The organism is Nocardioides sp. GCM10028917, from assembly GCF_042666175.1.
GTDB lineage: Bacteria > Actinomycetota > Actinomycetes > Propionibacteriales > Nocardioidaceae > Nocardioides.
In genome coordinates, this window is sequence record NZ_JBHTFL010000014.1 from 14,521 (window position 1) to 26,112 (window position 11,592).

An 11,592-nucleotide genomic window follows, 5' to 3' on the forward strand; every position below is an offset into this window, starting at 1 on the left:
GCTACGTTCGAGGAATGAGCATCGAGCGACCCGTGGCCCCCAATCCCTACGACTACCTGCCCGCGACCGAGTCCTTCACCGTCACGAGCGAGGACGTCACCGACGGCGCACCGCTCAAGGACGACCAGGTGGCCGACCGCGGCAACACCTCACCGCAGCTCAGCTGGTCGAGGGCGCCGGAGGGCACCCAATCCTACGTGGTGACCTGCTTCGACCCGGACGCGCCGACCCCGAGCGGCTTCTGGCACTGGAGCCTGGTCGACATCCCGGCCGACGTGACCTCCCTGCCCACCGGCGCGGCATCGGGGGACCTGCCCGGCAACGCCTTCCACGTCCGCAACGACGGCGGTGACGCCGGTTTCATGGGGGCAGCACCCCCGCAGGGCGACCACCCGCACCGCTACTTCTTCGTGGTGCACGCGGTGAAGGACGCCACGTTGGGCGTCGACGCGGATGCCTCCAACGCGGTGGTCTCCTTCAACTTGGCCTTCAAGACGCTGGGCCGCGCGATCCTGCACGGCACCTACCAGCACTGACCACGCCCGGGCGCATCCGCATTCCGCGCCCCACCGGTCACACCTGTCCCTCCAATCCCAGCAGACCCGTGTTCCGGACCGAGAGGTCCAGACCACGGGTCTCTTTTTTCGCGTTCTCGCCCGGCAGGAACCATCAAGCCGCTTCCATGTGATCCGACAGAAGACCTGCCAAAAATTGATGAAACGTTCCGCATGAAGTGCGGCCAACCGTCGAGAACTCGACATCAGTCGGACCCTTTACTTAGGGTCAACGTCAAGTTCCAGCAGATTCCATCAAGATTTGCTCAACCCCCGAACCGCGGATCTCCGCCGGAGGACACCCCCGTGCAGCACTCTCGCTCCCTCTCGCGCCTCGCCGGCCTCGGCGTCGCCGCCGCCGCCGTCGCCGCTGTGACGGCGGGAGGTGCCACCGCGGCGGAGGCCACCACGTGGGCCGTGCCCCGCACCGCCTCCGTCGTCGCGACCGACGCGAGCAGCGACCAGCTCGAGGACGCGCTCATGGTCCGGATCAACGAGGCGCGCGCCGAGCACGGCCTGCGCGAGATCCGGACCTTCGACGTCTGCACCGACCAGCTCGCCGAGCAGTGGGGCGCCCGTATCGCCCGGACCGGGGTGCTGGCGCACCGCGACCAGCGCGAGGTCATCCGCAAGTGCGACAACTCCTGGGCCGGCGAGACGCTCGTCCGGGGCACGAACCTGAGCCCGGAGACCATGGTCTCCCTGTGGCTCGACTCCCCCGGCCACCGGGAGATCCTGCTGAGCCCGCGCGCCAAGCGCGCCGGTGTAGCCATCACGCGTGACGCCCAGGGGCGCACGATCGGTGTGGTCAACCTCGTCCGCCACGGCTGAGGTGCACCGCACCCCTGCGATGTGAGACGATCCCCGGCCCCCTCGTGGGTGGGCCGGGGATCGAACACGCGTGAGGGGGAAGCCGGTGCTGCACGTCGCCGTCGCGACCCGCGCGTTCCGCCGCTACTCCACCTACCGGGCCGCGACGCTTGCGGGCATCTTCACCAACTCGGTCTTCGGGATCATCTACTCCTACGCCTACCTCGCACTCTGGGACGCGAACCCGACCGCCGGTGGATACGACGCCCAGGACGCGGTGACGTACGTCTGGCTCGGCCAGGCGCTGCTGATGACGGTCGCGATCTGGGGCGGCGGCACCACGGACGACCTCGCGGAGCGGATCCGCACCGGCGACGTGGCGATCGACCTCTACCGGCCCGTCGGGCTGGTGGGGTGGTACCTCGCCAGCGACCTCGGCCGGGCGACGTACCACTTCCTCACCCGGGGGCTCGGGCCCACGGTCATCGGCTACGTCGTCTTCGACATCGCCCTTCCCTCCTCCCTTCTGACCGCCCTCGCCTTCGCGGTGTCGCTGGTGCTCGCGGTCGTGGTGAGCTTCGCGATGCGCTTCCTCGTCGCGAGCACCGCCTTCTGGCTGCTCGACCAGTCGGGCGTGAAGGTGATGAGCGGGGCCTTCGCGATCTTCTTCAGCGGGATGATGCTCCCCCTCGTGCTGTTCCCGGGATGGCTCGGCACGCTCGCCCAGGCGTTGCCGTGGGCGTCGTACGTCCAGGTGCCCGCGGACATCTGGCTGGGCAAGCACACGGGCGCCGACCTGGTGGCAGCCCTCGGCTTCCAGGTGATGTGGGCCGTCGTCCTGCTGGCCGCCTGCCAGGGCGTGGTGCGCCTGGCCACGCGCAAGGTGGTGGTCCAGGGTGGCTGAGTCGGCGGCGGCGCTGCACCTACGCTCGTACCTGCAGATCGCCTGGCTGTGGGTCCGCGCGGCATGGCAGTACCCCACCTCGTTCGTGCTGCTCGCCGTGGGCAACGGGCTGATCACCGGTCTCGACTTCGTCGGCCTGTGGATCATGTTCGCCCACCTCGACGACCTCGCGGGCTTCACGCTCCCCGAGGTGGCGCTGCTCTACGGCAGCGCGTCGCTGGCGCTGGCGGTCGCCGACACCGCTATCGGCAGCGTCGAGCGCATCGGCAGCTACATCCGCACCGGCCGGCTGGACCAGATGATGACCAAGCCGGTGCCGCTGCTCGTGCAGGTGTGCGCCGACCAGTTCACGCTGCGCCGGCTCGGGCGGCTGACGCAGGCGACCATCGTGTTCGGGTGGGCGTGCACCTCCGTCGACTGGACCCCGGTGCGCGTCCTGGTGGCCGTGTCGATGCTCGTCAGCGGCGGACTGGTGTTCTTCGGGCTCTTCGTCGGCTTCTCGTGCGTCCAGTTCTGGACGACGGACGCCACGGAGTTCGCCAACGCCTTCACCTACGGCGGCGCCACGGTGACGCAGTACCCGCTCAACATCTTCCCGCGCGAGGTGCTGGTCGGGCTGACGTTCGTGATCCCGGTCGCGTTCGTCAACTGGTACCCCTGCCTCTTCCTGCTCGGCCGCTCCGACCCGACCGGCATGCCGGAGGCGTTCCAGTTCCTCTCGCCGGTCGCGGGCGTGCTGACCATGGCCGCCGCCCTGCTCGTGTGGCGCTCCGGCGTCCGCCACTACACCTCCACGGGGAGCTGACCCATGTCCGTCACCGAGCCACTCATCGACGTGCGCGACCTCGAGCGCACCTTCGACGTACGCCGCCGGGTCGAGGGGCGCCGCCGCCGGGTCCGCGACACCGTGCTGGCCGTGCACGACCTGACGTTCTCCGTCGAGGCCGGCGAGATGGTCGGCTACATCGGGCCGAACGGCGCCGGCAAGTCGACCACGATCAAGATGCTGACCGGGATCCTCGTGCCGACCGGTGGGCAGGTGCGGGTCGCCGGCCTCGACCCCAGTCGCGACCGCGTCGAGCTCGCGCGTCGCATCGGGGTGGTCTTCGGCCAGCGGTCGACGCTGTGGTGGGACCTCCCGCTGCGCGACTCGTTCGACCTGCTGCAGAAGATGTACCGGATCGCACCCGCGCGCTACCGCGACAACCTCGACCGGTTCGTCGACCTGCTCGACCTCGGCGACCAGCTCGACACCCCGGTGCGCCAGCTCAGCCTCGGCCAGCGGATGCGTGGCGACATCACCGCGGCGCTGCTGCACGACCCCGAGGTGCTCTACCTCGACGAGCCGACGATCGGCCTGGACGTGGTGAGCAAGGGTCGCCTGCGCGAGTTCCTCCGCGCGCTCAACGACGAGCGCGGCACCACCCTCGTCCTCACGACCCACGACCTGCAGGACATCGAGGCGCTGTGCGACCGGGTGATCGTGATCGACCACGGCACCTCGGTCTTCGACGGCCCGCTGGCCGGGCTGCACGAGCAGGGCGGCTCGACCCGCACGCTGGTGGTCGACCTGGTGGACGAGGCGCCCCCGATCGAGGTGCTCGGTGCGGTCGTGCGCCGGGTCGAGGGTCCGCGCCAGTGGTTGTCGTTCCCCGCCGAGGCGAGCGCCGCGCCCGTCGTGGCGGCCGTCGCTGCGTCGTACGACGTCGCGGACCTGTCGATCCAGGAGCCGGACATCGAGGACGTCATCCGCGAGCTCTACTCGCGCAGCGTGTGAGCCTCACACACCGAGGCTGCGAGCCCGCTCCGAGTGGAGCTCGGGCGAGGTCAGCGGTTGCCGCTCCAGCACGAGGAGGGCGCGGTCGTCGTCCCCGCGCGGCACCTTCTTGAGCACGCGCTTCGGCATGCCGGTGAACCCGCGGGTCTCGACCGCCTGGAGGGCGGCGTGACGCAGCCAGTCGATGCCCGCGTCGAGGTCGCGGTCGGCGGACTCGATGACGCCGTCGGTGTAGAACATGAGCGCCTCGCCGGGGCGCAGCCGACCGCGGCTCGGGGTGAACTCGGCGTCGTCGATCACGCCGAGAGCCATGCCCCGCGCGTTGTCGATGGCCCATCCCCGCTGGCTCAGGTGCCAGTGCAGCGCCGGCGGGTGCCCGGCGCTGGTGATCGTGTAGTCGCCGGTGACCAGGTCGATCTTGAGGTGCACGGCCGTCGCCAGCGACTCGTCGGACTCCTGGCGCAGCAGGAAGTGGTTGGCGGCCGCCATCAGCTCGGCCGGCGGCAGGGCGCCGATCAGGCCGCCGAGCGCGCCGGCGAACTGCAGCGCCTGCGGTCCGACGGAGGTGCCCTTGCCGCACACGTCGACGAGCGCCATCTCCAGCCACCGACCCTCGCGGAGGTCGGCGACGAGGAAGTCGCCGGCGTAGCTGGGGCCGTTGGCCGTGATCGTCGCCGACTCGGAGCGCCAGCCGTGAGGCAGCGGTGGGACCACGCCCTGGCGCTGCAGCCGGTCCCGCAGCTCGGTCAGCACCGCCTCGCTCAACGCCATCGGCAGGCCCGAGCGCTGGCGGCTCGACTGGTAGATCGCGAGAAGCACGCCGACGGCGAGGATCAACAGCGCCGACTCGCGGTTGGGGGTGGCGAAGCCGGTCTCGACCGACGTCCAGAAGGCGGCGGCCCCCAGCACCACGATGAGCAGGAGCAGCGGCACGAACCGCAGCAGCATCAGGCCGAGCATGAGGACGAGGAACCACAGCGACACCGGGACGATGACCCTGGCCAGCTCGCCGATGCCCACGGCCGCGCCGACGAGGGCGACGAACACCAGCAGGAGAAATGCCTGGCTGCCGCGCGAGCCGGTGCGCCAGCCCTCGACGCGCTGCTGGACGTACGACGCGATTCCGCGCAGCACACTCCCCGCAGCACTCGACACCGGCAAAGGGTAGGGCTCGACAGACCTTCGCCGAGGCGGAACCGGGAAAGTCAGCGACGATCGATAGGCTCGTCACATGGCTCTGGTCCCGCTGCAGGCCGACATCCTCGGACCTGACTTCCGGGTGGAGACGATCTCCCTCCCGCCCGATCCCGAGGGCCCGGTCGTCGCGACGCTCGTGACGCTGCTCCCCGAGCACCCCAACGGGCGTGCGGTGCTGCACGTGCACGGCTTCGCCGACTACTTCTTCCACACCGAGTACGCCCGGTGGTGGGCCGACCGGGGCTACGCGTTCTACGCCCTGGACCTCCGCAAGTACGGCCGGTCGCTGCGCGAGCACCAGACCCCGCACTACGTCGCCGACCTCGGTGAGTACTTCGCCGAGCTCGACCTGGCGTGGTGGCGGATCACCCAGCGCGACGGGCACCGCGACGTCATCGCCTCGGGCCACTCGACCGGCGGCCTGACGGTCCCGCTCTGGCTGAAGGAGCGACGGCCGGCCGAGCTGACGGCGATGGTGCTCAACTCACCGTGGTTCGACATGCAGGGCGCCGCGTGGATGCGCAGCCCCGCGACGCGGCTGGCGATCGAGCGTCTCGGCGCCAGCCGGCCGATGCAGGAGATCCCGCGCCGGGTCAGCACCGTCTACGGCCGCTCGCTGCACCACGAGCACGCCGGCGAGTGGGACTACGACCTGGGCTGGAAGCCGCTGGACTCCCGCCCCATCTACGTCGGGTGGCTGCGCGCCGTCCGACGTGGTCACGCGTTGCTGCACGCCGGTCTCGGCATCGACTCCCCCAGCCTCGTGCTCTCATCCGCCCGGTCGTGGTTCGGCGAGCAGACCGAGGAGACCGCCGCCACGCACGACATCGTGCTCGATGTCGAGCAGATCCGCCGTTGGGCCTCGTCGGTCGGCACGCACGTCACCTCGATCGCGATCGAGGGCGCGATCCACGACGTCGTCCTGTCGCGGCCCGCCGTGCGTGCGGAGGCGTACGACGCGATCGGCACGTGGCTCGACGCGTGGGTGGAGGAGGCGTCGGAGCGACCGGCGTCGGCTCCTAGAGCGGGTCGCGCCTCGCCGTCATGAGCCGTCTCCACGCATGGGACCGCCGATGGTGGGGTCATGCGGCGTGTCTCGCGACGCTGGGGTCTGGTTCCGCCTCCGGATGACCCAGGACGCCCAGGCGAAGAAGGCGACGAGCAGTGCGAGGAACAACCAGAACACCATGACAACCACCTCTCCACGAGGGTAGGTCCACCGTCGGCCGGTTCGATGCCCGGTCTAGCCAGCTGCGGGGTCGGCGGCGCCCAGTGCAGTGGCGGCGTCACTGACTTCCACATCGCTCGTACCTGGCACGAGCAGACTTCGACCTACGACCGTGTGCGCCGCGCTCAGGCGAGGAGCGCCACGAGCGCGACGACCCCGACCGTGGCGATCACGGCGCGGAGGAGGACGGGTGGCAGGCGCCGCCCGACGGTCGCACCGATCTGGCCGCCGATGACGGAGCCGATCGCGATCAGACCGGCGACGGTCCAGTCGATGTCGGCGACGACGATGAAGACCAGCGCGGCGACGGCGTTGACGATGAGGGCGAGGACGTTCTTGGTGGCGGTGTGCCGCTGCATCGAGTCCGCGACGCCGATGCCCAGGATCGCCATCAGCAGCACGCCCTGGGCCGCCCCGAAGTAGCCGCCGTAGACGCCGGCAGCGGCGACCGCCGGCCACACCCACCACACGCCGTGGTCGGGGATGCCGCCGCGAGACTCGGCGCGAGCGGCGACGGACCGCTGGATGCGCGGGCCCAGCACCACGAGCACGACTCCCAGGGCGATGAGCGCGGGCACGATCGCGTCGAACGCGGACGACGGCAGCCGGAGCAGGAGCAGCGCACCGGCGACACCGCCGAGCAGCGAGGCCGTGCCCAGGCGGAGCACGCGGGCTCCCTGCCCGGCGAGCTCCCGGCGGTAGCCGAAGACGCCGGACATGCTGCCCGGGACGAGCCCGACGGTGTTGCTGACGTTGGCGGTCACCGGGGGTACGCCGAACGCGAGGAGGGTCGGGAACGTGATCAACGTTCCCGACCCCACCACGGTGTTGATGGTGCCGGCCGCCACTCCCGCGAGGGCGATCAGCACCGCCTCGAGTGGACTCATGCGACTGGACTCACTGGCCGGCGGGTGCTCCCGGCTCAGCGGGATCGGTGCCGGGCGTGCCGGTGGCGGTGGCCGCAGGGTCGATCGACAGTGCGGTCCTGCCCGGGCGGGCGGCGCTCTCGGCCGCGGCGATCGCCTCCTGCACCGCCTCGTTGGTCGCCCGCGTCTCCGGATCGTCCGACCCGCGCGGCAGCTGCGGCTCGGAGGGGCCCATGTCCACGCGGGTGCGCGGGGTGGCGTCCTTCGGGATGCCGGCGATCTCGTGGATGGACGAGCCGAGGCCTTCCATGGCCTTCGTGATCTCCGAGGGGATGACCCACACCTTGTTGGCGCTGCCCTCGGCGATCTTCGGCATCATCTGGAGGTACTGGTAGGCGAGCAGCGACTGGTCGGGCTGCCCGTCGTGGATCGCCTGGAACACGGTCTGGATGGCCTGTCCCTCACCCTGCGCACGAAGGATGGCGGCCTCGCGGTCGGCCTGGGCGCGCAGGATCAGCGACTCCCGGTCACCCTCGGCATTGAGGATGGCCGACTGCTTGTTGCCCTCCGCGGTCAGGATCGCCGACTGGCGCTGACCCTCGGCGGTGAGGATGAGCGCGCGCTTGTCGCGGTCGGCGCGCATCTGCTTCTCCATCGCGTCCTTGATCGACGGCGGCGGGTCGATGCCCTTGATCTCGACGCGGTTGACGCGGATGCCCCACTTGCCGGTGGCCTCGTCGAGCACGCCCCGCAGGCCGGTGTTGATCTCGTCGCGACTGGTGAGCGTCTGCTCGAGGTCCATGCCGCCCACGATGTTGCGCAGGGTCGTCATGGTCAGCTGCTCGACCGCCTGGATGTAGTTGGCGATCTCGTAGGTCGCGGTCACCGGGTCGGTCACCTGGAAGTAGATGACCGTGTCGATCGACACCACCAGGTTGTCCTCGGTGATCACCGGCTGGGGCGGGAAGCTCACGACCTGCTCGCGCAGGTCGATGAGGTAGCGCAGCCGGTCGATGAACGGCACGACGATGTTGAGTCCTGCCGGCAACGTCCCCTTGTACTTGCCGAAGCGCTCGACGATGCCCGCCCGTGCCTGGGGCACGATGCGGACCGTCTTGGCGAGCATGACGACGACGAACAGGACGACGAGCAGGAGCAGGACCAGTAGAGCAGTCCCCATGGGTTCCCCCGATCTTGAGTGGTGCTGTGGCTGGCGGTGGAGCGGTCGTGAGCGGCGTACGGCGCCGGGTCAGGGCTCGAGCGTGCCCACCGGGTGGACGTAGGCGGTCGCGCCCTTGATCTGGAGGATCTCGACGGTCTCGCCGGGTGCGATCTTGAGGTGCTCGTCGTAGGGCAGCGCCGACCAGAGCTCGCCGCCCACCTTGATGCGACCCGGCGCCAGGCCGGTGATCTCCTGGGTGACGAGCGCGCGGTTGCCGACCAGCTTGCCGTGCCCGAGGGAGAGCTCCGGACCGCTGCGGAGGCCCTTGACGAAGGCCGGCCGGACGAAGGCCAGCATGGCGATGGACGCGGCCAGTGCCGCGAGGACCTGCACGACGACCGGCAGGCCGATGATGGCGGCGACCATCCCGACCACGGCTCCCACGGCGAGCATCGCGAGGATCAGGTCGAGGCTGAACATCTCCGCCACACCGAGCACGATCGAGAGACCGAGCCAGGTCTCCCAGAGGTGGTCGCGGATCCAGTCCATGGCCCGACCCTATCCAGTGGGGCGTGATGTCAGGCGGGAACGACGCGCTCGGCAGGGCGTCGGCGCGCCGCGAAGCGGTCGTCCGATCTGCTCAGCAGCAGCGGCATCGCGAAGGTCTCCGAGAGCGACTCGGCGGTGACGACGTCGTCGACCGGCCCGGAGTCGACGACCCGGCCCTCGCGCAGCAGCAGGGCGTGGGTGAACCCGGGCGGGATCTCCTCGACGTGGTGCGAGACCAGCACGGTCGCCGGGGAGTCGGGGTCGAGGGCGACCTGGGACAGCGTCGCCACCAGGTCCTCGCGCCCGCCGAGGTCGAGGCCGGCGGCCGGCTCGTCGAGCAGCAGCAGCTCGGGGTCGGTCATGAGCGCCCGGGCGACCTGCACCCGCTTGCGCTCGCCCTCGCTCAGGGTGCCGAACGTGCGCTCGGCCAGGTGGTCGGCGCCCACCTCCGCGAGCAGGGTCGCGGCCCGGTCGTGGTCGAGGTCGGCGTACTCCTCGCGCCAGCGGCCGAGCACGCCGTAGGAGGCGGACACGACGACGTCCTTGACCAGCTCGGACCGCGGGATCCGGTCGGCGAGCGCGGCACTGGTGAGGCCGATGCGCGGGCGCAGCTCGAAGACGTCGGTCGTGCCGAGCACCTCGTCGAGGATCCCGGCGACCCCCGAGGTCGGGTGCATCTGCGCGGCGGCGACCTGGAGGAGCGTCGTCTTGCCGGCGCCGTTGGGTCCGAGGACCACCCAGCGCTCGTCCTCCTCGACCATCCAGCTGACGTCGTCGAGCAGCAGCGACTGGCCCCGGCGCACCGTGACCCCTGCGAACTCGATGACGGCGACCATGCTCGTCACCCTATCCAGCACCGGCCGCCGCTCCGCCCCGGACACGGCGGTGCGGGACGGCGAGTAGCCTCGCCCGCGATGTCGCGCACCCACCTGGCCCTCCCCCACTCGGCGACCCTCGCCTGGTGGCTGACGGCATGGCTGCGCGGTCACGAGCAGACCGACCACGTGCTCGACGCGCTGGCCGCCGACACCCACCTCCTGGCGGGCGGCTCGACGCTCGACCTGCTGGCGCGCGCGCGGGGCACCGGGGCGTCGTACGCCGGACTGGCCCTGCCTGTCGACGGCGACCCGCTGGGTCTGGGCGGCCCGCGCGACTTCAACAGCGCGGCGCTCGAGGCGGGGCAGGCCGTCGTGGTGGGCGACCTGGGTCTGGTGCCCGAGGAGCAGGGCGAGACGGTGCAGTGGCAGTCCCACGAGGCCTCGCGCCGCCAGCTGCCGGACGTCGGCGAGGCCGACCGCACCCTGCGCGGCGCGCTCGTCGGCGCGGCGGGCGACCTCGCCGACCTCGAGGTGGCGAGGTGGCGTCCCGAGGCCGCCGACGCGCTGATGAACCTGCACCACCGCCCGTCCCTCGACGCCCCGCTCGGCACCCCGCCGCGGTGCGTCGACCTCGCCGCGCGCGGCCTGCAGGCGTGGGCGATCGTCGACCTTGCCCTCGTCGACGACGGCGGGGCGCTGTCGTCGTACGAGGCGGAGCGGCGTCGCGACCTCCTGCAGCCGCTCGGCCGCGCCGCCCGGCGCGCGATCGTGGCAGCCTGCTCGCCCGAGGTGTGGCCCGACCGCTGAGGCCCGACCGCGAGGGAGCTAGTGCGTCGCCCAGACCCCGAGCACGTTGCCGCTCGGGTCGCTGAACTCGAAGCGCCGCCCGCCCGGGAACTCGTAGGGGCGGGAGGTGACGGTGCCGCCTGCCGCCTCGACCGCGGACACCGTGGCGTCGAGGTCGTCGGAGAACAGCAGCACCAGCGGACCGCCCGGTCCCGGTGTCCCGGTGCCGTTGAGGCCGCCGACCTCGCCGTCGCCGGACGCCGCCCGGATGCCGGAGTAGGTGGGACCGTAGTCGTTGAACGCCCAGCCGAACGCCCGCTCGTAGAACGCACGCGCGGTGGCCATGTCGGAGACGTTGATCTCGATGTAGTCGATGGTGTGGTGGACCTGGCTCATGCCACGACGCTAGGCCGCGCCACCGACAGCGCCGAGCCCCCGCAGCGTCAGCCGCCGTACTGCCCGCTGCCGTAGGCCGGGGGCGGGTAGTCGCCGGCCTGGCCCGTCGGTCCGGTCTTGGGGTTGGGGCCGTACTGGTTGTCGGCCTTGGAGTCCGTGCAGAACCACACGATGAGCAGGATCCAGCCGATGATCGGGATGAGGCCGATGAGGATCCACCAGCCGCTGCGGTCGGTGTCGTGCAGGCGGCGGACGCCCACTGCGAGGCTGGGCAGGAAGAGCGCCAGGCTGGCGACGGTCTGGATCAGGCCACCGCTGGTGGCGCCGTCGTAGTCGGTGCCGATGACGGCGTCGACGACGCTGGCCGCGAGGCTGACCAGGAACGAGAACAGTGCGAAGTACCAGTACTCGGAGCGCCGCGCGCGCCCCGAGAAGCCGACGTACTTGGACAAGCACGTGCGGACCGCCGTCATGAAGTCCATGGATACCCCCTGGTCGTGGGCGGCGCCGTGGGCCGGGCCGCCACCGGCACGAACGTAGGGCAT

General features: G+C 71.1%; 14 protein-coding genes. 7 read left to right on the top strand and 7 right to left on the bottom strand.

The features are described 5' to 3' along the window. Positions 1-14: 14 nt before the first annotated feature. The 5 genes from ACFQW6_RS22335 to ACFQW6_RS22355 all read left to right on the top strand — a co-directional run bounded on the left by ACFQW6_RS22335 (position 15) and on the right by ACFQW6_RS22355 (position 4,045). Positions 15-536, top strand: a complete 522-nt coding sequence (locus ACFQW6_RS22335) for a YbhB/YbcL family Raf kinase inhibitor-like protein (protein WP_378550805.1) — start codon at positions 15-17, stop codon at positions 534-536. 324 nt (positions 537-860) lie between these two features. Continuing rightward, complete coding sequence (locus ACFQW6_RS22340; protein ID WP_378550806.1) at positions 861-1,385, top strand: CAP domain-containing protein; 525 nt, start codon at positions 861-863, stop codon at positions 1,383-1,385. Between the two features lie 70 nt (positions 1,386-1,455). Continuing rightward, positions 1,456-2,268 carry an ABC transporter permease gene (locus tag ACFQW6_RS22345; RefSeq protein WP_378550808.1) on the top strand — a complete coding sequence of 271 codons (813 nt, stop codon included), beginning with the start codon at positions 1,456-1,458 and terminating at the stop codon, positions 2,266-2,268. Further along, positions 2,261-3,073, top strand: coding sequence for an ABC transporter permease (locus tag ACFQW6_RS22350; RefSeq protein ID WP_378550810.1), 813 nt, complete (start codon positions 2,261-2,263; stop codon positions 3,071-3,073). Before ACFQW6_RS22345 ends, ACFQW6_RS22350 begins: the two co-directional genes overlap by 8 nt. 3 nt (positions 3,074-3,076) lie before the next feature. Then, positions 3,077-4,045 carry an ATP-binding cassette domain-containing protein gene (locus ACFQW6_RS22355; RefSeq protein ID WP_378550812.1) on the top strand — a complete coding sequence of 323 codons (969 nt, stop codon included), beginning with the start codon at positions 3,077-3,079 and terminating at the stop codon, positions 4,043-4,045. A 3-nt stretch (positions 4,046-4,048) separates the two neighbouring features. On the opposite strand, the gene ACFQW6_RS22360 is transcribed toward ACFQW6_RS22355, so the two are convergent. Then, on the bottom strand, positions 4,049-5,200 hold the full coding sequence (locus tag ACFQW6_RS22360; protein ID WP_378550814.1) for a PP2C family protein-serine/threonine phosphatase: 1,152 nt from the start codon (positions 5,198-5,200) through the stop codon (positions 4,049-4,051). Between the two features lie 76 nt (positions 5,201-5,276). On the opposite strand from ACFQW6_RS22360, the gene ACFQW6_RS22365 reads away from it, so the two are divergent. Next, a complete protein-coding gene (locus ACFQW6_RS22365; RefSeq protein WP_378550816.1) occupies positions 5,277-6,290 on the top strand; it encodes an alpha/beta hydrolase in 1,014 nt (337 codons plus the stop codon). A gap of 305 nt (positions 6,291-6,595) precedes the next feature. Here ACFQW6_RS22365 and ACFQW6_RS22370 read toward each other — a convergent pair whose 3' ends face one another. The 4 genes from ACFQW6_RS22370 to ACFQW6_RS22385 form a co-directional block, all read right to left on the bottom strand. Next, positions 6,596-7,357 carry a sulfite exporter TauE/SafE family protein gene (locus ACFQW6_RS22370; protein ID WP_378550818.1) on the bottom strand — a complete coding sequence of 254 codons (762 nt, stop codon included), beginning with the start codon at positions 7,355-7,357 and terminating at the stop codon, positions 6,596-6,598. Between the two features lie 10 nt (positions 7,358-7,367). Beyond that, positions 7,368-8,516, bottom strand: coding sequence for an SPFH domain-containing protein (locus tag ACFQW6_RS22375; RefSeq protein ID WP_378550820.1), 1,149 nt, complete (start codon positions 8,514-8,516; stop codon positions 7,368-7,370). Between the two features lie 69 nt (positions 8,517-8,585). After that, positions 8,586-9,047, bottom strand: a complete 462-nt coding sequence (locus ACFQW6_RS22380) for an NfeD family protein (protein WP_378550822.1) — start codon at positions 9,045-9,047, stop codon at positions 8,586-8,588. A gap of 29 nt (positions 9,048-9,076) precedes the next feature. After that, positions 9,077-9,883 carry an ABC transporter ATP-binding protein gene (locus ACFQW6_RS22385; RefSeq protein WP_378550824.1) on the bottom strand — a complete coding sequence of 269 codons (807 nt, stop codon included), beginning with the start codon at positions 9,881-9,883 and terminating at the stop codon, positions 9,077-9,079. 78 nt (positions 9,884-9,961) lie between these two features. Here ACFQW6_RS22385 and ACFQW6_RS22390 point away from each other — a divergent pair, with 78 nt between their 5' ends. Next, positions 9,962-10,672, top strand: coding sequence for a hypothetical protein (locus ACFQW6_RS22390; protein ID WP_378550826.1), 711 nt, complete (start codon positions 9,962-9,964; stop codon positions 10,670-10,672). Positions 10,673-10,690: 18 nt separating this feature from the next. Here the strand turns inward: ACFQW6_RS22390 and ACFQW6_RS22395 are convergent, their stop codons facing one another. Further along, on the bottom strand, positions 10,691-11,047 hold the full coding sequence (locus ACFQW6_RS22395) for a VOC family protein (RefSeq protein ID WP_378550828.1): 357 nt from the start codon (positions 11,045-11,047) through the stop codon (positions 10,691-10,693). 47 nt (positions 11,048-11,094) lie between these two features. Next, entirely contained in the window at positions 11,095-11,529 is a 435-nt protein-coding gene (locus ACFQW6_RS22400) for a DUF805 domain-containing protein (RefSeq protein WP_378550830.1), read from the bottom strand. Positions 11,530-11,592: the final 63 nt, after the last annotated feature.